General features: G+C 35.3%; 16 protein-coding genes. 3 read left to right on the forward strand and 13 right to left on the reverse strand.

What is annotated here, in order from left to right; translation table 11 throughout:
* Nucleotides 1-43: 43 nt before the first annotated feature.
* The 3 genes from gcvP to WC223_03780 form a co-directional block, all read right to left on the reverse strand.
* Nucleotides 44-2,905 carry an aminomethyl-transferring glycine dehydrogenase gene (gene gcvP, locus WC223_03770; protein MFA6923352.1) on the reverse strand — a complete coding sequence of 954 codons (2,862 nt, stop codon included), beginning with the start codon at nucleotides 2,903-2,905 and terminating at the stop codon, nucleotides 44-46.
* A 153-nt stretch (nucleotides 2,906-3,058) separates the two neighbouring features.
* Entirely contained in the window at nucleotides 3,059-4,522 is a 1,464-nt protein-coding gene (locus WC223_03775) for a restriction endonuclease subunit S (protein ID MFA6923353.1), read from the reverse strand.
* Nucleotides 4,523-4,524: 2 nt separating this feature from the next.
* Complete coding sequence (locus WC223_03780) at nucleotides 4,525-6,693, reverse strand: N-6 DNA methylase (protein MFA6923354.1); 2,169 nt, start codon at nucleotides 6,691-6,693, stop codon at nucleotides 4,525-4,527.
* Nucleotides 6,694-6,906: 213 nt separating this feature from the next.
* Here WC223_03780 and lipB point away from each other — a divergent pair, with 213 nt between their 5' ends.
* The 3 genes from lipB (at nucleotide 6,907) to WC223_03795 (ending at nucleotide 8,238) form a co-directional block, all read left to right on the forward strand.
* A complete protein-coding gene (lipB, locus tag WC223_03785) occupies nucleotides 6,907-7,578 on the forward strand; it encodes a lipoyl(octanoyl) transferase LipB (GenBank protein MFA6923355.1) in 672 nt (223 codons plus the stop codon).
* Nucleotides 7,579-7,705: 127 nt separating this feature from the next.
* A complete protein-coding gene (locus tag WC223_03790) occupies nucleotides 7,706-7,924 on the forward strand; it encodes a hypothetical protein (protein MFA6923356.1) in 219 nt (72 codons plus the stop codon).
* The gene (locus WC223_03795; GenBank protein ID MFA6923357.1) at nucleotides 7,909-8,238 is read left to right on the forward strand and encodes a type II toxin-antitoxin system PemK/MazF family toxin; all 330 of its coding nucleotides are present in this window, start codon (nucleotides 7,909-7,911) and stop codon (nucleotides 8,236-8,238) included. The genes WC223_03790 and WC223_03795 overlap by 16 nt, the downstream gene beginning before the upstream one ends.
* A 157-nt stretch (nucleotides 8,239-8,395) precedes the next feature.
* On the opposite strand, the gene WC223_03800 is transcribed toward WC223_03795, so the two are convergent.
* The 10 genes from WC223_03800 to WC223_03845 all read right to left on the reverse strand — a co-directional run bounded on the left by WC223_03800 (nucleotide 8,396) and on the right by WC223_03845 (nucleotide 23,348).
* Entirely contained in the window at nucleotides 8,396-9,028 is a 633-nt protein-coding gene (locus tag WC223_03800) for a LysE family transporter (protein MFA6923358.1), read from the reverse strand.
* A gap of 232 nt (nucleotides 9,029-9,260) precedes the next feature.
* Nucleotides 9,261-10,295: a 2-oxoacid:ferredoxin oxidoreductase subunit beta gene (locus WC223_03805; protein ID MFA6923359.1), complete on the reverse strand. Its 1,035-nt coding sequence runs from the start codon at nucleotides 10,293-10,295 to the stop codon at nucleotides 9,261-9,263.
* A gap of 1 nt (nucleotide 10,296) precedes the next feature.
* On the reverse strand, nucleotides 10,297-12,150 hold the full coding sequence (locus WC223_03810) for a 2-oxoacid:acceptor oxidoreductase subunit alpha (protein MFA6923360.1): 1,854 nt from the start codon (nucleotides 12,148-12,150) through the stop codon (nucleotides 10,297-10,299).
* A 246-nt stretch (nucleotides 12,151-12,396) separates the two neighbouring features.
* A complete protein-coding gene (gene tpiA, locus WC223_03815) occupies nucleotides 12,397-13,158 on the reverse strand; it encodes a triose-phosphate isomerase (protein MFA6923361.1) in 762 nt (253 codons plus the stop codon).
* 403 nt (nucleotides 13,159-13,561) lie between these two features.
* The gene (locus tag WC223_03820; GenBank protein ID MFA6923362.1) at nucleotides 13,562-15,661 is read right to left on the reverse strand and encodes a T9SS type A sorting domain-containing protein; all 2,100 of its coding nucleotides are present in this window, start codon (nucleotides 15,659-15,661) and stop codon (nucleotides 13,562-13,564) included.
* 50 nt (nucleotides 15,662-15,711) lie between these two features.
* Nucleotides 15,712-17,949, reverse strand: a complete 2,238-nt coding sequence (locus WC223_03825; protein ID MFA6923363.1) for a sugar-binding protein — start codon at nucleotides 17,947-17,949, stop codon at nucleotides 15,712-15,714.
* Between the two features lie 43 nt (nucleotides 17,950-17,992).
* The gene (locus WC223_03830) at nucleotides 17,993-19,081 is read right to left on the reverse strand and encodes a T9SS type A sorting domain-containing protein (protein MFA6923364.1); all 1,089 of its coding nucleotides are present in this window, start codon (nucleotides 19,079-19,081) and stop codon (nucleotides 17,993-17,995) included.
* Between the two features lie 247 nt (nucleotides 19,082-19,328).
* On the reverse strand, nucleotides 19,329-20,588 hold the full coding sequence (locus tag WC223_03835; protein ID MFA6923365.1) for a T9SS type A sorting domain-containing protein: 1,260 nt from the start codon (nucleotides 20,586-20,588) through the stop codon (nucleotides 19,329-19,331).
* Between the two features lie 29 nt (nucleotides 20,589-20,617).
* Nucleotides 20,618-20,812, reverse strand: coding sequence for a hypothetical protein (locus WC223_03840; GenBank protein MFA6923366.1), 195 nt, complete (start codon nucleotides 20,810-20,812; stop codon nucleotides 20,618-20,620).
* A 328-nt stretch (nucleotides 20,813-21,140) separates the two neighbouring features.
* Nucleotides 21,141-23,348, reverse strand: a complete 2,208-nt coding sequence (locus WC223_03845; GenBank protein ID MFA6923367.1) for a tetratricopeptide repeat protein — start codon at nucleotides 23,346-23,348, stop codon at nucleotides 21,141-21,143.
* Nucleotides 23,349-23,467: the final 119 nt, after the last annotated feature.

The following is a 23,467-nucleotide window of genomic DNA, read 5'->3' on the forward strand; positions in this document are numbered from 1 at the left end:
AAAAAATTTTTTAAAGGAAAATTAACAAAAATTTTAATAGTTTTTATTGGTTGGAACAAGTACAAACCAGATTTCTGTCGCCAAAAGCATCGTCAATGCGGCTTACGACAGTCCAATATTTGTCGTTGTGTAAACCTTTAACCGGAAATGCTGCTTTTTCTCTGCTGTATTTGTGATTCCATTCGGAGTTTGCAACAACATTTACGGTGTGCGGTGAGTTTTTAATTACATTATCTGTAATGTCAGCGGTGCCTTTTTCAATTTCGTCAATTTCATTTCTTATCGAGAGCATTGCTTCGCAAAATCTGTCAAGTTCGGCTAATGGCTCACTTTCGGTTGGCTCAACCATTAATGTTCCGTGAACAGGAAATGCAACTGTGGGAGCATGAAAGCCATAGTCCATAAGCCGTTTGGCAATATCAATCGCTTCAATGTGTCCGTCTTTTTTAAAAGAGTTGCAGTCGAGAATCATTTCATGAGCCACTCTGCCTTTTGTTCCGGTGTAAAGAATCGGATAATATTTTTCAAGTTTTGATTTTATATAATTTGCATTCAGTATTGCATACTTTGTGGCTTCTGTTAATCCTTTGCCGCCCATCATCTTTATATAGGCATAAGAAATTGTCAAAACTAATGCACTTCCATAAGGAGAAGCCGAAACGGCATGTCCTTTTTCACCACCTACTTTAACTACCGAATGTGATGGTAAAAATTCAACTAAATGTTTTGCAACACCGATAGGACCAACACCGGGACCGCCTCCGCCATGAGGTATTGCAAATGTTTTATGCAGATTCAAATGGCAAACGTCGGCGCCAATAGTTGCCGGACTTGTCAGTCCAACCTGTGCGTTCATATTAGCTCCGTCCATATAAACCTGTCCGCCATTCTGGTGAATGATATTATTTATTTCAATTATGCTTTCTTCAAAAACACCATGTGTTGAAGGATAGGTTACCATTAGCGCAGCAAGATTATCTTTATGTTTTGTTGCTTGTTCCTTCAAATCGTTTGTATCAATATTTCCCTGAGCATCGCATTTTACAACTACTACCTGCATTCCTGCCATAACAGCACTTGCAGGATTTGTTCCATGAGCCGATGCGGGAATTAATACTATATTTCTGTTACTTTGTCCTTTTGCCTTGAGGTAATGGCGGATAACCATCAATCCTGCATATTCGCCCTGCGCACCCGAATTAGGCTGCAAGGAAATAGCTGCAAAACCTGTAATTTCGCATAAATCTTTTTCCAGTTCTTTTATTAAAATATTATACCCTTCGGTTTGTTCTGCGGGAGCAAACGGATGAACATTACCGAATTCATCCCAGCTTAATGCGAGCATTTCTGTTGCAGCATTAAGTTTCATTGTGCATGAACCAAGTGGTATCATTGTTCTGTTTAACGCCAAATCTTTATTTTCGAGTTTTTTGATATACCTCATCATTTCGGTTTCGGAATGAAATGAATTGAAAACTTCATTTTCAAGGAAAGAGCTTTTTCTGATAAGTTCATTTGGCAATGTTTCTTTAACCGAATTGAGCATGCTGCACTCAATTTTTGAAGGAGTTCTTTTTGCTGATTTTGCAAAAATTTCAATTAATGTATTTATCTCTTCTGCTGTTGTGGCTTCATCCAAGCTGAGCCATATTGTTTTTTCATCAGCATAATAAAGATTTATTTTTTGAGCTAGAGCATTCTTTTTTATTTCATCAGCGGAAACACCTGAAGGCATGGTTATTCGCAAAGTATCGAAGAAATCTTCATTTTCCTGAGTGTAACCAAGTTTTGTAATTTCGGAATTTAAAAGAGAAGTTTTTTTATGAATTTTTTCGGCAATTTTTTTAATACCGCATTTGCCATGATAAACTGCATACATTCCAGCCATAACTGCAAGCAGAACCTGTGAAGTACAAATGTTCGATGTTGCTTTTTCGCGTTTTATGTGTTGCTCTCTTGTCTGGATAGCCATACGAAATGCCTTGTTTCCCTGTGCATCAACCGAAATACCGATAATTCTTCCGGGAATGCTTCGTTTAAACTCTTCTTTTGTTGCAAAATAAGCAGCAGATGGGCCACCGTAACTAAGCGGTATTCCTAATCTCTGAGTAGAGCCGACAGCAACATCAGCGCCAAATTCGGCAGGTGGAGTTAATAATGCCAAGCTCAAAATATCGGCAACTACAACTACAGGGCAATTTCCTGTATGTGATTTTTTTACAAATTCAGTGTAATCATAAATCTCACCGTGACCTGCGGGGTATTGAACTATTGAGCCAAAAGTTTTTTCATCAAATTTAAATTCATCGTGGCAACCGATTAATAGTTCTATTCCCATTGGTTCTGCTCTTGTTTTCAGAACATCTATTGTTTGAGGGAATAATCTGCGTGAAACAAAAAATTTGTTTGCATTTTTTTTAACAGCATCGCGTGAACGTGAATTGAAAAGCATGAGCATTGCTTCGGCAGCGGCAGTGGCTTCATCCAGAAGAGAAGCATTTGCAATCGGAAAGCCGGTTAAATCGGATATTACTGTTTGAAAATTAAGAACTGCCTCAAGTCGTCCCTGCGAAATTTCTGCCTGATAGGGAGTGTAAGCAGTGTACCAACCCGGGTTTTCAAAAATATTTCTTAAAATCACATTTGGTGTAATTGTACTGTAATAGCCCATGCCAATGAATGTTCTGAATTTTTTATTCTTTGAAGCAATCTCTTTAATGTGCTTCATGTATTGAAATTCCGACATTCCTTCGGGAAGATTTAATGGTTGTTTTAATCTTATTGATGCTGGAACTGTTTCATCTATCAGCCCATCAATTGAGGAAGTCCCGATAACTTTAAGCATTTTTTCAACTTCGCTTTGTCGGGGACCGTTATGTCTTTTTACAAATTCGTCTTTTCCCATTGTTATCTGTATTTTGAGTTAATAATTTTTTTAATTTATATAAAGAAATGCAAATTTAGAAATTAAGGTATATTATCAAAAAAAATTATGGAAATTATTTTGGGGTTAAATATAGTTCAAAAAAAAGAAGTATTTTGATTTTTTTCAATTCATTTAAACTGAAAAATCAATTGTTATTTTTTCATTAATTATTATCTTTTCTAATGTATCGTTCAACTTTGTCTTCAATTTTCTCAATAAGATTTCGAGTTGGACTAATCCTCCTTTATTCAAATACAAGTCCGGCTTGTCAAAAATTATTGATAACTCTTTATTTAAGTTTGTTTCGTTGTTATAAAGATTAACAATTTTAGATTTTATTTTTTTATCAAAGTTGGGAAATGGAATAGTGAAAAATTGACTTGCTTTTAATTCTTTCATTTTTGAACCTACACACATAAATGAGCAATATTTTCTCATAATATCAGTGTTCATAAAGCAAGTCATAAAAATCAAATCTTCATTTGTATAGTTAAACACTCTATAAATTCCTTGGTTATGATGTCCTGTTCCATAAACGCTAATATCGTAATAGGCAGCAATGCCCACATATTCGCCCCTTCCACCTCTTGATGTACGATTAATTAAAAGCATTGCATTTTGATTTAGATTATTTTCACCGAGCATACTTATTCTTTCATCAACCATAAGATAACCAATATCTGAACAGTTTGTTGGTGTTACCCAACGATATTTAAGTGTAGAATCTGTTCCTATATGTCGAATTTCCGGAGTATTTCCACTTCTAAAATTATCTGTATTCAAAAAGAAAAAACCATCAACATAATTTTTAATGAGAAAATCAATTTTTTTGAATGTTTCAGAGTAAATGCCTGTATCTAACCTTTTACTTTCTTTTAAGTTATTAAAAAAAGGTTGTTCAAAATTGAATTTATTTTTTTTCTGACCATTATTTAATTCCGTAATGATGATGTCATTAATTAATCGGAATTTATTTTTTATTGCTACTTCAAACTCAATTATTAATTTCATTATTGCTTCAACGTAAGCAATAATATTTTTTTCGTTTGTGTTTGGTAATGGAATTTTGCAATCTAAAAATTTTGTTCCTGCATGTCTGATAGTTGCACCTTTCGGAACGATCATATCTAATTGATTTCTGAAAAACGAATGTTTAATAAAAGCTAAAAGATAATATTTCCTGTTTTCAATCGGCAATCTATAAAGGGCTCCCGAAGGCATATAGTTCAAGTAATTTTTATCTAATATTATTATTTCTCCAATATTGCTGTCTTTGGAAATTAGAATATCACCTTTTTTTAAGTTATAATTTTTAAATGCTTTCGGATGTATGCTTTCAATGCTTTCATTTGATATTTCAGGAAGGAATGTGTGGTTTTGAAGCGCTTTAGTTCGGATAAAAAAATAATTGGAATTTTTAACATAATTCAATGAACCTACCTCAAAACCCAAATCCTTTTTTTCTAAATTTCTTGATAGAAAATCAAAAACTTTAAGTGAATTATTATTTTGAGAAATAGATTTCCTGTGTAATGATGGAGAAAGTTTAAAATTGCTTGCTATTGTACTTTTATATTTTATTATAATTGGATTCATATTCATTTTACCTTTACAAAAAGGTCTTTAAGTGTTTCTTCCTGACTTAAACACCACTTACGAAAATCAGCAATGGTTTTAGTAAAATCTTCTAAAAGAACCGGACTACCGTCTTCGTCAATTTCAATATCAAAAGTTTCTAAATTCCTTTTGTAAACAGGTTCAAATCCCTTCACTCTTTCAACAGTTTTTACTTCATATCCAACATTTATAATTTCATTCATAAAAATTTGATAATTGGCTTTTTGTAATTTTTCCAATTCTTTATTTTGAGGTTTATAAGCAACAATGATTGTTGTATTAACTCCTGTTTCTGCGAAAACATTTGCAGGCATATCAAAACAAGCAACTATTCGCATTTTCCCCATTAACCATTCTCTTGCTTTTTCAAATTCATCAATAGATGCAATGGAATTTGAAAGAACAATTCCTAATCTACCGTTATCTTTAAGAATACGATAAGCATTTTCTAAAAATACCAATCCTAAATCAATACTATTACCAGTTCTTCCAATATGCCAAAGTTCATACATCTCAATAATTTCTTTATCTGTCTGGTATGTGGGTTCAAATTTTCTTCCCTTTCCAAAAGGCGGATTTGTTAATACAACATCAAATTTTTTCAGTTTTGTTTGGTCTTTCCAATTATCCCAGTTACCACAACTGTGAATTTTTGGATTTAGTTCTACCAATTCATTTCTGTCATCAAATTTCCAAGTAATAGAACCTTTGTCTGCTTTATATTTTAAGATAGCATTCCCATCTCCATTTAAAAGCATATTCAATTGAGCAAGCATTATCATTTGTTCATCATTGTCGATACCATAAATATTTTTATCATCCAATTTTGAATTTGAATTAACATAGGCAATTGAAAGGAAGTCTGCAATGCCCGCTGTAGGGTCAATTACCTTTTCTGAACTTCTTGGATTAACTATTTGAACCAAAAAATCAATCAAAGGAATTGGAGTTATAAATTGTCCCTTCTCTGCTTTTGAAAATTCATTTGCAAATTTGTAAAAGACAATTTGGTATAAATCTGTTTTCTGTGATTTCACAAAACTATAATCTTGAAACTGCTCAACAACTTCGGAAATAATTCTTATGTGCTCCTCTTTTTGCCAAGTAATTGTTTCAGTATCGATTCGTTTTAAAATAAAATGGTATTCTTGTGATGCCTCATTGTAAAGGGTTTTCATTCTCTCAATAAACGAGGCAATATTTTCATCCGCTAAACTTGTATAGTTTTTCTCTTTAGGTGTTACGTAAAATAATAAGTCCAACTCATTTTTTTCTGTGTCTGTTTTGTAAAACTCCAGATACGATTTTGCTTTTTCACTACGTTTTTCATCATAAATTTTTAAAGCCATAATTTGAATTAGTATCTCGTATCCTCTTTGGTTTTTCAAACTGACTTTATCCATTGTTTTTACAATATTTGAAATGCCTTCAGAAAGTTGCGTACTATAAACCCCTGTGATAATTTCCAAATCATTAATAGTTCTTTTTGTTCTGTCAATTTGAGGATGATAAATTTTCTGAATAAGTTGATCAAAGGTTGGGATTTTATAATAAGCATCTGTTAGATGTAAACTTAAATCTTTTGTGGTACTTTGTTCTTTTTTTAAATTGAATCCTTCATCTAATCTTAAGAATAACCCATTTTGTTTTTTAAATAAGTATAAGCGTTCCGTATCGTATAAGATGCCTAAGCAAAATCCATTTTCACTTTCTTTAAGTGCAGGTTTTAATTGTTGATTCCAGATTGATTCAGTATTTTTACCACTCTCTTTTTTAAATTCAATTACTGCAATTATATGCTTTCTTAACCAATCTAAAGCTGATTGGTCTTTTTGAGTATGAAATTTTTTGTAATAGTCAAACCAATTTTTATTGTCAAAAATTGCTCCATCAAATTTTATTGGTGCGGAAGTGACATTACCTTTAGGAAATTGAACCTCCACTCCCACGTAATCTTTTGAATACATTCCGGAATAAACAAGCGAATAAAAAAATTGCCATTTATAAAATTCTTCATTTGGCAAACCAGATTTTCCTTCAATATTTTTTTTCGCATCGAAATTTAAATGCACAGGAAGAAAAGAAGAAATTTCTTTTTTTCCTCTATATTTTTTATCAAACTCGTTTTTAAATTTTGTAAATAAGTACATACTTTTTACTTTTTTTTTGTTTGATATTTATTTCCAATGAATGAAGAGTTATCGAAAGTTTCCATATTGCAAATATATGGAAAAAACTTATTGCCCTTAAATTTTAAAATGAAAAGTTTAATTTTTTTATTTTCTTTGTATTTTTTAGAATGCCTTAATTTAAATTTCAAATACAGAAGCTATTGTAATCATTGGATTTAATATTATTAATTTATGAGCATAATTTTCAAAGACCTTGGATTAATTGATTACAAAAAAGCATGGGCGCTTCAGGAAGAATTGTTTAATAAAGTTCTTGAAGCAAAACTTTCAAAAGAAAAATCGGAAAGCGTGAATTATCTTTTATTTTGCGAGCATCCGCACGTTTATACTTTGGGAAAAAGCGGCGAAAAAAATAATTTGCTTATTGACCATATTCAATTAAAAGCGAAAAATGCAACATTTTACAAAACAAACAGAGGTGGCGATATCACATATCATGGTCCCGGACAAATTGTGGGATATCCTATTTTAAATCTGGAAAATTTCAAACTCGGAGTTAAAAGTTATATTTTTAATCTCGAAGAAGCAATAATAAATACTTTAAAAGAATATGGAATTGAAGCATCACGATTAGCAGGTGCTACAGGCGTTTGGCTTGATATTGATGTGAAAACAAGAGTTCGGAAAATATGTGCAATCGGAGTTAGAGTTTCCAGATATGTTACCATGCACGGATTTGCTTTTAATATAAATACAGATTTATCATATTTCAATTATATTAACCCTTGCGGATTTATTGATAAGGGCGTAACTTCAATGGAAAAAGAATTGAATAAAAAAATTGATATTGAAGAAGTGAAAAATGTTTTGAAAGAAAAAATTTATAAGGTGTTTGGAAATTAATAAAATTGTTTATGGTTCTGTAACGAATAGTTTGTGTAATCAAATTTGCTTTTATTTTTATTTTCGCTTACTTTTGTGATTATAAAATTTCAGAATTAAATATTCTTATGCTCAAAAAACTTTTTTTATGAATACCTTGAATATTCCTATTGAAGTTAGCCGAATTTTTAATGTTTTAAGGAATTTGCCTTATAATGAAAGGAAAAAGTTAGCTAATAAACTTTTACGTGTAAAAAATATTAAAGAATCTACGCGGGATTTTACTTTTACTCATCTTGCTAGTGAAACTGCTCTTGCAAAAGATTGGCTTAAACCAGAAGAAGACGAAGCATGGAAAAACTTATAAAAGGTGATATTGTTGTTATTCCTTTTCCTTTTTCTGATTTGTCAGATAGTAAAAGACGTCCTGCTTTTGTTTTGGCTGATTTACAAGGCGATGATGTCATCCTTTGCCAAATTACAAGTCAGAATGTGAAAGATGCATATGCTATTTCTTTAAATGAAATTGATTTTGTTAAAGGTTCTCTGAATCAGCAAAGCAACATAAGACCTAACAGATTATTTACTGCCAGTAAAATTATTATTGTTAAGAAAATAGGCTCTGTTAGTAATACCTTATCAAATAAGGTTATTGACAAATTATTTGAAATTCTTAAATGATTTTTATAATTTTAAATAAGGGTGTTTCAATGGAAAAAGAATTGAATAAAAAAATTGATATTGAAGAAGTGAAAAGTGTTTTGAAAGATAAAATTTATAAAGTATTTGAATTTTAAACTGACGGAGTGACTTCGAGTCACTCCGTCAGTCAATGCTTTTATTGAATCACTCTGCTAAACCCATAATAAATAAAAATCCCTGAAAATATTATTAATAATACGGCACAAACACCAATCAGGTATTTGTATGCTTTATCGTTAAAATATTTTTTCCCGCCGGTAACCAAATACGAAATAAAGGAATACCAAGTTAAATCACCAAGAATATGCCCTAAAAAGAAAACTACAACACCTATAAAACCATATTTCTGGCTTATTAAAATATAACCAAGTCCTATTGTTACCCACCATATTATCCAGTAGGGATTTGATATGCTTACTAAAGCTCCCGCCAATATTGTGTTTTTGCTTTTTTGCTGATTCGCAGAAAGATTTAATGTCAGTTTTGGAATAGATAAAAACATTTGTATTGACATATAAGCCAAAACCAAAGCACCCGAAAAAGAAACTGTAATTATAAAAATATTATTTTGCAAATAGCTTTTGAAACCAAGTAATATCAATGCTATAAAAATAATTTCCAGAATTGCATGCCCGATAATTAGCAAAGGAGCTGCCTTAAAACCCATGATAGTTGATTTGCTTATTGTATATGTAAGTAAAGGTCCAGGCATTATAGCTCCCGAAAAAGCCATGATATAAGATGATATGAAAAAATTAAATAATGTCATTAAGATAGTTTAAAGTTTAAGGTCTGAAGTTTAAAGTTTCGGAATTTTATAATTTGTTCCTTTAAACTAAAAACTTATATATTTAGTGTTTGTCCATAAAATCAAGAGTTTGGTTCAGAATGTTCGAGTTCGAGGCTTTCGAAGTTTTACAACTCAGGAGTATACTTGACGTATTCGACTGAGTTGTAAAACGAGAATAACGAAGAAATCGGACATTATGGACAAACTCTAATTATATTTCCCAAGTATCCCCGCTGTTCAGCAAATCATCAACATTTTTAATTTGCGAAGTTTGTTTTGCGGTTTTTATTTGTTCTTCAATCAAATCGTCGTAAGTAGGAAACATTGCTGAACGAATTACGCCAAAAGCCATTGGAAATTCAGGTGGAGACATTTTTGCAAGCATCAGATGTATGCCTGAACTCTGTTCATATTGGTCGTGAACTAAAAGGTCATTTTCAGTAATTCCGTTAACTCCTATATTGCATATTTTAAGACCGTTGATACCAAGGCGAATTCCTTTATCCTTATTCTTACCAAAAATCATCGGCTCGCCGTTTTTGAGGTGAAGTTGATAATCATCACGGGTATCCTTATCGGTAATTTCTTTATGAGCACCATCGGCATAAATTACGCAATTTTGTAAAATTTCAACAATAGAAGTTCCATCGTGTTTTGCTGCTTCAAACATTATTTCCGTAAGCATTTTCGGATTTGTATCAACGCCGCGTGCAAAGAAAGTTCCTTGCGCACCAAGCACGAGTTCACCTGCATTGAAAGGATGTTCAATTGTTCCCTGCGGGGAAGTTTTTGTAATTGTTCCCATTGGTGTTGTCGGAGAATATTGTCCTTTTGTTAAACCATAAATCTGATTATTGAACAGCATTATGTTTACGTCAATATTTCTGCGAATGATATGAATAAAATGATTGCCTCCGATAGCCATAGAATCGCCGTCGCCTGTGGCAATCCAAACACTCAAATGAGGATTTGCAACTTTAACTCCCGAGCCGATTGCAGCAGCTCTTCCGTGAATACCATGAAATCCATAAGAATTAACATAGTATGGAAACCGCGAAGAACAGCCAATGCCGGAAACCATGCAAAAATTTTCTTTCTTATATCCGATTTTTGGAAAAACATTAGCAACGGAACTTAAAATGGCATGAGCGCCGCAGCCGGGGCACCATTTTACCATCTGGTCGCTTACAAAGTCCTCTTTTGTAAGCTGAGTTCTAGACCTGTCAATTGTTAAATTTTCAGCCATATTATTTCTCCTCTAAAATTTGTTTGAATTTTGTTTTTAATTCTGATGTAAGAAAAGGTAATCCCTGAATTTTGTTGAACTGCTCATATTTGAATTCAGGAAAATTCATTTTTAGATATAAAATAAATTGTCCGAGATTAAGTTCGCAAACAATTATTTTTTTAAATTTTGAAAATAATTCTTTTGTGTTTTTTGGTAAAGGATTTATATATCTGAAATGAGCTAAGCTTACTTTTTTTCCTTCTTTTTGCATTTCAGAAACAGCACTTAAAATTGCTCCGAAAGTACCACCCCAGCTTACAACAAGCAAATCACCCGATTTTTCGCCGAACAGTTCCTGTTCAGGAATATTATTAGCAACAAGTTTTACTTTTTTCTCTCTAAGTTCGCTCATTACCTGGTGATTTAGCGGGTCTGAAGAAACTATTCCTGTTATGTTTTCCTTTTCCAGTCCGCCTATTCTGTGGCGTAATCCTTCTGTTCCCGGAATAGCCCATTTTCTGACAAGAGTTTTTTCATCTCTTTTGTAAGGTTTGTAATCGGCATCATTGGGCTTTGCAATAGGAGGATTTATTACCGGTAAATTTTTCATTTCGGGTATTTTCATTACTTCCGAGCCCATGCCAATATATCCGTCAGTTAACAAAACAACAGGAGTCATGTGTTCGAGAGATAATTTTGCTGCTTCAAAAGCAGAATAAAAGCAATCAACCGGACTGGAAGCGGCAATAATTATAAGGGGGCATTCACCGTTTCTGCCGAATAATGCCTGCATCAAATCCGATTGCTCCGATTTGGTAGGTAATCCTGTTGAAGGTCCACCTCTCTGAACATTAACAATAACCAACGGAAGTTCCGTCATTACTGCCAAGCCCATTGCTTCCGATTTTAGTGAAAGTCCGGGACCTGATGTTGTTGTTGCTGCAAGCGAACCTGCAAAACTCGCACCTATTGCGGAACATATACCGGCTATTTCATCTTCTGCCTGAAAAACTCTTACTCCGAGAGATTTATGTATAGCAAGTTCCATAAGTATTTCGGTTGCCGGAGTTATTGGATAAGAGCCTAAAAACAGTGGTCTGCCTGATTTTTCGGAGGCAGCAATCAATCCCCACGCAACAGCCACATTTCCGGTTATGTTGCGATACATACCTTTTTCAAGGTCTTTTGTAGCAGGAACTCTTAATGTAGAATGAACAAAATCAATAGTAACGGCATAATTGAAACCCGCTCTCATCACAGCTTTGTTTATTTCTATAAGTTGAGGTTTCTTTTTGAATTTCTTTGCAAAAAATTCATCGGAAGTTTTGAATTCACGGTTAAATAAAAAATATGTTATACCGAGAGCAAACATATTTCTTGTTTTATTTGCAGTTTTCTGGTCAACATTCATACTTTTCAATGCTTCTATAGTAAGAGAAGTAATCGGTGCCTTTATAAGCGAATATGTGCTTAAACTCCCATCTGTAAGCGGATTTTTCTTAAATCCTGCCTTTTCAATTGCTTTTTCTTCAAAAGTATCGGCATCAACAATTATTGTAGCATCAGGTTTTACCCATCGCAGGTTCGACTTCAACGAAGCGGGATTCATTGCTACGAGAAAATCAGCTAAATCTCCGGAAGAGTGGATTATTTTACTGCTAACCCTTACCTGAAATCCCGAAACGCCGGCAACTGTGTTGTGCGGAGCTCTGATTTCGGACGGATAATCGGGAAAAGTAGCGATTTCATTACCTGCCAAAGCAGCAGCTTCGGAAAATAAAGTTCCTGTTAATTGCATACCATCACCGGAATCACCGGCAAATCGTATAACTATATCTTCTTTTTCTACAATTTTATTTTCTTTGTTTATCATAAAATTTTGATGATTTTAAAAAGTTGCGGCAAAGTTAATTTATTGTTTTTTTACTTCAACAATTTTTATTAGATAATTTTTTAAAAAAAATATAAATCTTGAAATAGTAATTATTTCAGGTATTTAAAGAATATGAAATTTATTTTATCAACAATAAAATCTCTTATTTTACTTAAAAAAATTAAGTGAAATGCTGATTAAAAATAGTTTGAAGTTTAGAATTGAGGATTCTTGTTTTTTCTGTTTTCAGAAAGAATTTACAATGTCAATAAAGTCTTGTGATTTCAGCGAAGCACCGCCAATCAAGCCGCCGTCAACATCTTTATTTGCAAACAATTCTTTTGCGTTTTTTGAATTGCAACTGCCGCCGTATAGAATGGTTATTTCTTCAGCAACAGCACTGCCATATTTTTCAGTTATTAATTTTCTAATAAATTCGTGCATTTCCTGCGCCTGAGCGGAAGTGGCTGTAACGCCTGTTCCAATTGCCCAAACAGGTTCGTAAGCTATAATTATTTTCAGAAAATCTTCTTTACTCAAATCAAATAAACCTTCTTCGATTTGAGTTTTTATTATTTCAAAAAGTTTTCCCGATTCTCTTTCTGGAAGTGTTTCTCCGCAGCAATAAATTGGGAAAAGCCCAGTTGCTAAAACTTGTTTCACTTTTTTTGAAAGAAAAACATTATCCTCTTTAAAATAACTTCTTCTTTCGGAATGACCTGTTATCACATATTTCACGCCAACTGACTTAAGCATTTCGGCAGAAACTTCACCTGTGAATGCTCCTTTTATTTCCTGATGACAGTTTTGTGCTCCCACAGTAATCTGTGAATTATTTTTTATTAACTCAGCACATTTTTGCAAAAAGAAAAACGGCGGACATAAAACTATTCCGACATTTTGAGCAGTAATATTTTTTGAAAGCTCAATGATTTCATTTGTAAGCTTAACACCTTCTTCGAAAGTGTTATTCATTTTCCAATTTCCCGCAACAATTTTTTTTCGCATAATGTTAAAGTTTAAAATTAAAATTTTATTTTGTGTTTTTTTTTTATTTCAACATTGCTGAAATGGCTCGTGATATTTTTGCTTTCTTCATAAGCCGATAAAAGTTCTTCCTGTTCTTCTTCAGAAAGCTTACATAAGAACAAGTTATGCTGAGATTCTTTTTAAGTTCAAGGGTTATCGGCGTTAAGTATTATCTGCAAACTTACACAATAATTTTTAATTTCAATGGTTGAAATTTATTTGCTAATTAAAAAGCCAACCTTTTTTTCAAGATTGGCTTGTGTGGTTGCTTTAGGATGTTTCAAAAGGAAAATATTATTGTTTTTTTCTTTGTGTTCCTTTTTAACAAATACAATTCCTTCCGCAAGATTATTTTTAGAGTATTAATTTATCTGTTGAAATATTACTGAACAACCAACTTTCCATTCGTTATTTTTTCATTATTATTTATGATGCTGTAAAAATAAATTCCACTTTGAAGTTCATCTTTTTCAATGGTTGTTTCGTGATTATTGATAGAAATAATTTTTACTTCCCTTCCGCATACATCAAAAATTTTCATCATAGTATTTTTCAAAATTATTGCAGATGAAATTTTTAAGGTAAAGGATGTATTGAAAGGATTGGGGTAAACTTTAATACCCCCATCCTGGGTTACGTTAACAATTCCTGTTGTGCCCACGGTAATCGTTTGCGAAAGCGTGTTGTTGGTTTCGTCTGATTCCGCAAAGCGGTTAACGGGATCGGCGTACGCGGTAATCGTGTGGGTGCCGATAGGAATGGTATATGCGCCGCCACAATAGCCGCCACTACTACACAATGTTGTGTTGTTGATAGTAACAGATGCTCCTGCGGCAAGCGGAACGGTAAAGCTGCCGTAGGTTTGTTGAACTCCATCCACTTGGAACCCTATATCGATAGAGGATCCTGAGGTCGGAGAGCCACCCTGATTCTTTATTGTTGCAGTAAAGACCCCATTGGTGTAGGAGAATGAGCCGGGAACAATGATGGCGTCAGGCAGTGATATGGGGAGGGAGGAGCAGGATGTCAAACTATTTAGGTAATTCTCAAGATTGGTATATCCATTTACGGAGATTTGGGCACCATCTGCGGAGTTGTTGGGATTGAGAGCGTTGGAAGTTTCCCACGTATCGGGCATGCCGTCGTGATCGGTATCAGTATACGGAGTCCCGCCAGCAAGTACTGGCCAGTTATTATCGCCTCCCACGCTTCCTGTACTGGTATTATATTCATTTACAAGACGGGTATCTATGTCATCACGCATGGGGAGTGTGGCACCCGCACCGTTAAGAACGTTGGTGACGTTTGCCGTAGCGGAAGAAATGGTGATAGGATATGATGAAGTTATCCATGGGGTGTTGCGCTGGAATGAGGTGGAAGCGGGTCCGTTGTTGTCTTCTCCGTTTGGCGTTGCGCCTCCGCAGAAGCCCATGATGTTCCATTCGGGCAGGCTGCTATTTGTACGATGCGGACCAATGTTATCCTGCACATATATCGTCTGCGGGGGCTGTACGAGTGTGTAGGTACCGGCTTCGCTGAGCGCCATCTCATATCGGTTGAGCAAGGTACTCGGACCAACTTTGTAGTAGTTGCCAATGAAGTTCACGACAGACCCTGCTGCGTCGCGGGTCTGAACACCAGTCCCAAAGGACTGCCAGTTATAAATCACATTATTCACAACCTCAGTTGGACCATTACCTGAAATCAAGGGGTTGCGCTCGGCATTGCTGGTAATGTAGTTGTGGTGGATTGAAATATTGTGCATCCACGCTCCATATCCCGGTTCTGCTCCTACCAGCAGACCTTTTCCGGAAGCTCCATCCATTGTTGTGTAGGCATTTGCTTCCCCAAAAATATTCCACTGAAACGTCACATCATGCACTTTTGCCCAACTGCCGTTATCGTCCTGTTGCCAACCGAGAGAGCAGTGGTCAACGATGACATTATAGACCGGTGCCGTTCCGTCATCGTTAGCAATAACAAACCCAGTATAGTACCAGCTGTTGATAGCATCAATCCAACCACGACGATGACGGATATAGCGAACGATAATGTCATGCGCATCGTTCCGTATAGATAAACCGTAATAGCGAAGTTGTATTCCTCCACCAGGCGCGGTCTGTCCAGCAATGGTGAGATATGATTGAGCGACTCCAGATATCATGATGTCTGATTGCATGTCAATGGTGCCTGCAACTTTGAACACAACAGTACGCGGTCCGGTTTGAAGGACGGCATCTCGAAAACTGCCCGCCCCCGCGTCGTTCAGGTTGGTAACTTCAATAACACGACCGCCACGACCGCCGACCGAGACAGCGCCAAAACCTTCGGCACAGGGAAAGGCGGGAACTTGCGCGATTACGAAAGACGGGGTGAACAAGGATATGATGAATATGGTGCTAATAAGAATTTTTTTGCCACTGCTCATCAAGAGCATTAAGCAAAAAGTTAATGCGTTTTTTGTAAGTGTAGATTTTTTCATGATGGTTGGTTTTAGATTGTTTGTCCTAACTCCCTTTAGGGTTAGGGGCTTTACTGAACAACTATTTTTCCATTCGTTATTTTTTCATTATTATTGATAACACTATAAAAATAAATTCCATTTTGTAGTTCGCCTCTGTTAATGGTTGTTTCATTGCTGCTGATAGAAACACTTTTTACTTCCTTTCCGCATACATCATAAATTTTCATCTCAGCATTTTTAAGAATTGTTGCATCAGAAATTTTTAAAGTAAAGAATGTATTGAATGGATTGGGATAAATCATTGTAGCGTTATTCATTTCTTCATTTATTATTCCTGTCGGTGTTTCCACGCATGAAGTGCCGGATAGTTCAATGGTTCCGAAAGAAGAGGTTTCGTGGGAAGATGTTGGCTGCATGAACCAGGACATACTCGCATCCGCAGCGCCTCCGTCATCGTCGTCATCAGCAAGCATATCGAACCCGATGAGTTTTCCCGATGCAGGGGTAACACCAATCGCGATCCATGTTATTTTTAGTTCCATCAGGTATCCGCCGGTATTGGCACCTTGCGAGAAAGTAAACCCGACAGGATTTAGCGTGGTGGTAGCGTTATGGTATTCGTAAGCCGTGGCATCATTCCATCGTATGATATATTGATGGTCGTTGGCATCGTAGTCGCCGGTGGTTTTGTCGTTGTTGCCGTCAATGAATATCTCCAAAGCATCATCATCCCAGGTGTTTGTTCCAGAATCATTTCTGAACGCATCATCTTTTACGTTTACCAAAAGGTAAAGGGCTGTATTATCCCACACGGCTTTATAGGTGGCGGAAATATCGGCGGATGAAGAAACAGTTCCCCACATGATATTTTTTAAGGTGTCGGATTCTACTTGTGCCCACGTATTTTCGGCTATTCCATCAATTACAGGAGCCAGCACAGAACTGCAAAAAGAAGGATTCGTAGCACCAGTTGTAAATTCATGGGCGCCAATGTCGGGGCTTGTGCCACGGGCGGTTTTGAAATAATCGTCTGTTACCTCCGTCAGTACGATAGCTTTGTTTATTGCCGGAGAAGAAGCGGAAGAAAGTTTGAAATAATCTGCTGTGAGTAGTCCCGGGCTGATAGTTCCTGTTTTGGCAAGAAGTGGGTCTCCTAAAACATCACCTGTGCCAACAGCGTTTGCAGGGCGGGCTCCTTGCCATAGATTGTTGCTCCAAGTGATGCCGGAAGCTGAAGGAATGTTGCCACTTGTTGTAAAAATATTATTTCTAATTTGGGAATTTGTATTAACTATAACAGGATTTCCACCAACTCCTGTGGACAATCTACAATTAACAAGAGTATTGTTCGCGATCAAAACATTCGTCAAACCGCTTCCGGAAACGATGGTCCATGAGAAGGCATCGACCGAGGTGTTGACAAATAGGTTGTTGATAACGATGTTATTGGTTGAGCGAGGTTTGCTTGCCTGTTCATCTGCAAGTGTCAGAGTTGCACTTTGCCCGCAAATATTTCCGGGGGTAACATACACCATGTTTCTTTGAAAGAGAACATTGGAGGCATCTGAAATATACGTATTGGTCGCCCAGTTGTCATACACGATATTGTCTTCTATAGTTGTTCCATTCGCTTCATAAACAGAAAGACCTTCACCCCAGTTGTTGTAAACAATATTTCTTCGTATTATGGTGTTAACCGGAGCACGCGCTGCGCTTAATCCTGATGCCCAATTATTACTACTACTACCATTCACGTTATTTAAACACGTTTGCCATACCTGACTGTCCTCAACAATATTGTAATTTCCTGTAATAAGTATGCCATTATCAATAATATGATGGACATTGAAGTGACTTATTATATTATTTTGTCCATATATTCCAACACCTCTTTGATAGTTACCCGAACCAGTATTTTTTACTTCAAATCCCGACATGTGAATATAACTCCCGTTCAAAACTACGAGTCCACACCAGCCGCAAGTCGGCAGGTTATTTTGGCCATCTATTATTGGCAACTCTCCGGGGTATGCTGAAATGGTGATTGGCAATGACACTGTGCCGGAAACACCTACATTAACAGCTTCTACATATGTGCCGCCTCTTACATAAAGAATGTCACCTGCAACGAGCTTTGCTACGGAAGCATTGATTGTTTTCCACGGAGTGTTTATATTCTGAGCTTGTGTGGTTGTGTAACTATCATTTCCATTAGTAGCAACATAATAGGTGGCTGAAAAAGCACTACCGGCGAACAAAACCATTAGCGCAATTACTGTGGAGAAGAGTAGATTTTTTGTTTTCATGATTTTTTGTTTTAAGTTAAACAATTTATTTAATCAGTAATTATTATTGCACAACCAACTTCCCGTTCGTTATTTTTTCATTATTGTTGATGATGTTGTAAAAATAAATCCCGCTTTGAAGGTCGCCTTTGTCAATGGTTGTTTCGTGATTATTGATAGAAATATTTTTTACTTCCCTTCCGCATACATCATTAATTTTCAACATAGCATTTTTAAGAATGGGTGCATCAGAAATTTTTAAGGTGAAATTTGTAGTAAAAGGGTTTGGATAAACATTAAAAACCTCTTGATTGCTCTTTTCGGAAAGTCCGGTAGGGGTGTAGCAAGACACACCAACACCGCAGGGCCATCCATCCCAAATCTCCAGACCTGTTGTCCACTGTTGTTCCGGACTCGCTCCTCCACCATACGTGTTATTCAGCATAATCCGGTTTATCGGAAGTTTATATATTGTATCCTTATTCCATCCAATATGATCAACAATGACCTGTCCATTGACCGCTGCCCAGTAACGACCACTATTACCGGTTGAGCGATGCCAAAAAACTTCATATTTGAACCATTCTCCAACCGGGACAGGGATGGTGGTATTCGTTACTTCCCAATGGACTTTTTTTTGGCTTTCGGAGAAAAAATTTGCAACATTATCTCCTTCAGTGTGCCAGTATAGTTTCCCCGTGCTGGTATTTTTTAATACATGAGTTATTATACGGTAATCTCCCTTCCATGTTGGTGAACCGCTTTCAATCATCCCACCGGTTTTCCATTCCGAAAGTACCCGCCATGCTGTGTTACTCGAAGTGCCAAGTGCAGCTACCAGATTCGACTGGAACTTAAACCAATACGTATAATACACATCGCCGGTATCAGTGGTATCACCAGACTCAACCGATTCTCTATATATCATAAAGCCATCTTGAGAGGCGCCCCATTCTGGACCTGCTGCATTATTTATTTTTAGATTCTGGAAAAGTGCATGGCATGGATTTCCGTCCGGACCGGTAACTTCCTGAATCTCGTTGGTTATGTAGTTACCAAGAGTTGAGAGAGTAACGGGTACATCAGCAATCATATCAAAATACGATTTGGTCGCGTTCCATGGAAGCATTGGCTCTTTATTCCCTGTTGCCACATTGATGCCGGTAATATTTTGCCCACCCGTGCCCGCATTGCTATTACGAATATATGGCGCAGAGAGCGTGGTTTGTTCAGGGGAAAAATCCGTCCTGTAAAGCATTTTAGGCGTTTGTGCATTTACATGGAACGCTCCCAACGACATAGTTATTGCGAAAAATATTTTCGCAATTCGATTCAGAGTTTTTGTTTTCATGGTTTTTTTAGGGTTTAGTTAAACAATTTATTTAGTAATTATTCATTTATTATTGTACAATCAATTTTCCATTCGTTATTTTTTCATTATTATTGATGATACTGTAAAAATAAATCCCGCTTTGCAGTTCGCCTCTTTCAATAATTGTTTCATTACTGCTGATAGAAACACTTTTTACTTCCTTTCCGCATACATCATAAATTTTCATCTCAGCATTTTTAAGAATTGTTGCATCAGAAATTTTTAAGGTGAAATTTGTAGTAAAAGGGTTGGGATAAACATTAAAAACTTCTTGGTTGCTTTTTTCGGAAAGCCCGGTAGGGGTGTAGCAAGATACACCAACACCGCAGGGCCAGCCATTCCAAATCTCCAGACCTGTTGTCCATTGCTCGATTGGGGCACTACCTCCGCTATAGGCATTGTTTAAAAATATTCGGTTTATGGGGTATGGGTTAGATACTCCGGTGGGATACATCGAACCATGATAATCAATAATTACCTGTCCATTAACCGCAGCCCAATATCGTCCATCGGTACTGCCTTTTGTTGACCTATGCCAGAAAACTTCATATTTGAACCATGTGCCAACAGGAACAGGAACAGTAGTGTTATTTGTTGGTCCCCAATAAATGTGCTTATTATCATTGTTATCCCAGCCATCGCCTTCGGTAGTCCAGTAAAGGGTTTTGCTGGTATTTTGATGAACATGGGTAATTATGCGGTAATCTGTGGAGCCGCCCGTTTTCCATTCCGACATTACTCGCCAGTTATCGGAACCATCATCTGTGCCTAATTGAGTGTGTAAATTAGATGGAAACTTGAACCAATAGGTGTAATACACATCACCTGGGTCCGCCATAGTTTGACTTTCTCCTCTATAAATCATCAAAGCACATTGAGAAGCACCATAATCAGGAGGGCACGCATTATTTATCTTTACACTTTGATAGAGTGCATATACCTGAGTCCCGTTAGGTCCCGTTACCTGCTGAATCCCATTGCTGATATAGTTACCGATAGTAGAGAGATTTACAGGAACATCGGCTATCATATCAAGACCTGATATGTCTGCTCCCCAGGGAATAATTGCTTCTTTGTTCCCTGTTGCTACTTTGATACCTGTAATATTTTGCCAAGCGCCGGTACCTCCATGTGAAATATCTGATTGAGACGGTGCAGAGAGGTCGCTCTGTGCAGGTGAAAAATCTGTTCTGTAAAGCATGGTTTGCGCTGATACTTGGGATAATCCCAACGACACAATTACTGCGAAAGCCATTTTCGTAACCCGTTTTAGTACTTTTGTTTTCATGATTTTTGGTTTTTAGTTAAACAATTTATTTAGTAATTAATTGAGGATTCATAATAGTAATTATTTCTATTCCAACAGTTCGGATTATCATACCAGTAGTTCGCATGACTACTCCAATAGTTTGGAATTACTGATGACTTAGGAAAGTTTCCGAATAACAGGGGAATATTCATTGATAGTTGAGAAACTTGTGTTTGTTTAATAAATTTGATAAAAGTGAGCATTTTATATTAAGTTTAATTTTTGCTTAGTTTTCAAAGCATTGAAAGTATTTAGACAGACGTTAAAATTTTATTGTCTTACGCAAATAAATTACATACAAAAATAAATTATAAAGAAAGGATAAACAAATTTATTATCTATACATAATCTATACACAAATGTTTTTTCAAAAACATTATTTGTTTATTATTGCGGGATATAACTTATTGTTTTTAATAGTTTTACATTTCAAAATGTGAAACCTTTATGATTTTTGAGGCATTATTTTAACATGCAGTCATCTTGACATTATTTTTTAAAATGTTGATATTATGTAAGTTAGCTGATTAATTACAATTGGTTCAGGAATTGCACAAAATTTGTTTTCTCTTGTATGTTCATTTTTTTCCTTAGCCGATGGCGGCTAACATCTACACTGGAAGAAGATATATTTAACAATGAGGCAATTTCTTTCGAGCTAAGATTTAATTTCAGCAGCGCTGACAGTTTTTTTTCATAATCAGTCAATTCGGGGAAATGTTTACTTAATTTAAAATAGAATTCTTCATTTATCTGTTCCATTTGTTTGTTGAATTCTTCCTGTTCTTTGCTAATATTCATGCTTGTTGTTATATTTCTTGACAAGTCAGCAAGCATTTTAATTGCCTGCTCCATGTCATTTTTGTCAAGTGCGAGGTTTACTGTTTTAATATTCTCTTTTATTTCCTGCAGTATGCTATTCTTATTGACGATATGTACACCCATATTCATAACATGTTCATTCTTATGCTCAAGTTCCGCCCTCATTAATTCTTTCTGCGTTTCATTAATTTGCTTTTCTTTCTCGGCAATTTCGCGTTCTTTGGTTATTTCACTTTCCATTAAAGCTTTTTGTGCCTCCTTAATTTTCAGGTTCTTGACAGAAATTTCAAGTTCATTTTCAATAATTTTTCGTTCCTTTTCGGCAATTTCAAGTTCCTTGAGTGTTTTAATACGTTGACGGTTATAAATTAATAATCCAATTATCACAAGAAGCAATAAAGCACTAACAAATATGTATAGTTTTAGCAGAGCAATTTTTTTGTCGCGTTGTAATATTTCAATTTTTTTATTATTCAGAATAATTTCCTTGTCTTTTTTTTCATTTTCTAATTTGAATTGCGCTTCCGCTATCTTTTTACTGCTCTCTTCATTATAAATACTGTCATTCATTATTTTAAACAGTTTATGATATTCAAGTGCTTCCTTGTAATTTCCTTCCTTATCTTTCAGTATGGAAAACCGTTCATAATTATTTACAATATTTTTCTTATCTCCAATTGCTTTTGCTAATTCTAAGCTTTGCTTAAAATATTTCTGCCCCTCTCTGTAATTTTTCAGCATCATATAATCTTCTCCAATATTACATAAGGTAATAATCATTAATTGTTTGTTTCCTGCTTCCTTCGCACTTTCAAATGATTTTTGATGCATATTCAATGCTTCGTTATAATTGCCTAAAGCATGACAAGTGACTCCAATATTATTTAATATTTCGGCAATAAGTTTTTTATTAACTATTCCTTCAGCATATTTAAGTGCTTGTTGAAAATATTCCATCGCTTTGTGTGAATTACCTGATTCGTTGTAAACCGCTCCTATATTATTCAAACAAGAAGATATTCCCTCTTTATGATTTAATTCCTCGTATATTTTCAAAGCCCGTTTATGATATTCAAGGGATTTGTTTGAATTACCAATATTGAAATAAATTTCCCCCATCATATTTAATACATTTGCCATGCCTTGCTTGTTAAGTAAATCTCCTTCACGTGCAAATAACTGCTCATATATTTTTAATGCTTCCTGTAAATATTCAAATGCTTTCGCATAATCACCCAGAGAACTATATATTTTTCCTATTGCAAAGGTGGAAAGGGATAAAAAATAGGTGTCATTCACTTTTTTACTCAGAGCAAGGACATCTTCATCATATTGTAAAGCTTTTTTGTACTCTCCTGTGTTTTCATATATAACTCCGATGTTATTCAAAGCATACATGAGTCCTTTCGTGTAACTGATATCACGGGAAAGCTTTTCCGTTTTTTGAAAATACTGCATGGCTTTGTTATACTCCCCTGTATTAAAATAGATACGTCCAATGTTATTTAAAGCTTTTGCTGTTTGCATTTTGTTTCCGGACTTTTGATACATTTCCAACGCTTTCTGAAAACAAGACAATGCTTTATCCGGCATGAATTGGGCATTATATACATTTCCAATAGTAAAAATTGCATTAACTTCTTCGTCCTTATTTCTATATTTTTTTGCATGCTCTAATGCTTGCTGTGCATATTCGTAAGATTTTTCATACGAGAATGATAAATATATTTTTGCAAGTTCGTTATAAACTTTTGCTTTTCCCTTATTATCGGTGGTTTCTAAAACTCGTTTTAAACTGTCAATTGTGTGGTTTTGTTTTTTTGTGAGTGGGGCGTTTTCGGCTGCGAGGGAAAATGAAGTATGAAGTATGAGATATGAGGTAAGAATTACTGCTGTTGTGAAAATATATTTTTTCATAACGAAAGTATTTAGAATATGTAAAGGTAAAAAAAAGAATTGAAATTAAAAGTGAAGTACGCGGTATGAAAGTTTTATTACCTCATATTTGTCATTCTAAAAAATCAACATCAAAAAAA

The organism is Bacteroidales bacterium (genome assembly GCA_041671145.1).
Classification (GTDB): Bacteria; Bacteroidota; Bacteroidia; order Bacteroidales; family JAHJDW01; genus JAQUPB01.

What these genes read in the sequence shown, in the direction of transcription:
- WC223_03780 (MFA6923354.1), bottom strand. Translation starts at nt 6,693, where the DNA reads ATGTACTTATTTACAAAATTTAAAAACGAGTTTGATAAAAAATATAGA.
- WC223_03775 (MFA6923353.1), bottom strand. Translation starts at nt 4,522, where the DNA reads ATGAATCCAATTATAATAAAATATAAAAGTACAATAGCAAGCAATTTT.
- WC223_03800 (MFA6923358.1), bottom strand. Translation starts at nt 9,028, where the DNA reads ATGACATTATTTAATTTTTTCATATCATCTTATATCATGGCTTTTTCG.
- WC223_03825 (MFA6923363.1), bottom strand. Translation starts at nt 17,949, where the DNA reads ATGAAAACAAAAAATCTACTCTTCTCCACAGTAATTGCGCTAATGGTT.
- WC223_03845 (MFA6923367.1), bottom strand. Translation starts at nt 23,348, where the DNA reads ATGAAAAAATATATTTTCACAACAGCAGTAATTCTTACCTCATATCTC.
- WC223_03810 (MFA6923360.1), bottom strand. Translation starts at nt 12,150, where the DNA reads ATGATAAACAAAGAAAATAAAATTGTAGAAAAAGAAGATATAGTTATA.
- WC223_03840 (MFA6923366.1), bottom strand. Translation starts at nt 20,812, where the DNA reads ATGCTCACTTTTATCAAATTTATTAAACAAACACAAGTTTCTCAACTA.
- WC223_03835 (MFA6923365.1), bottom strand. Translation starts at nt 20,588, where the DNA reads ATGAAAACAAAAGTACTAAAACGGGTTACGAAAATGGCTTTCGCAGTA.
- gcvP (MFA6923352.1), bottom strand. Translation starts at nt 2,905, where the DNA reads ATGGGAAAAGACGAATTTGTAAAAAGACATAACGGTCCCCGACAAAGC.
- tpiA (MFA6923361.1), bottom strand. Translation starts at nt 13,158, where the DNA reads ATGCGAAAAAAAATTGTTGCGGGAAATTGGAAAATGAATAACACTTTC.
- WC223_03790 (MFA6923356.1), top strand. Translation starts at nt 7,706, where the DNA reads ATGAATACCTTGAATATTCCTATTGAAGTTAGCCGAATTTTTAATGTT.
- WC223_03805 (MFA6923359.1), bottom strand. Translation starts at nt 10,295, where the DNA reads ATGGCTGAAAATTTAACAATTGACAGGTCTAGAACTCAGCTTACAAAA.
- WC223_03795 (MFA6923357.1), top strand. Translation starts at nt 7,909, where the DNA reads ATGGAAAAACTTATAAAAGGTGATATTGTTGTTATTCCTTTTCCTTTT.
- lipB (MFA6923355.1), top strand. Translation starts at nt 6,907, where the DNA reads ATGAGCATAATTTTCAAAGACCTTGGATTAATTGATTACAAAAAAGCA.
- WC223_03820 (MFA6923362.1), bottom strand. Translation starts at nt 15,661, where the DNA reads ATGAAAAAATCTACACTTACAAAAAACGCATTAACTTTTTGCTTAATG.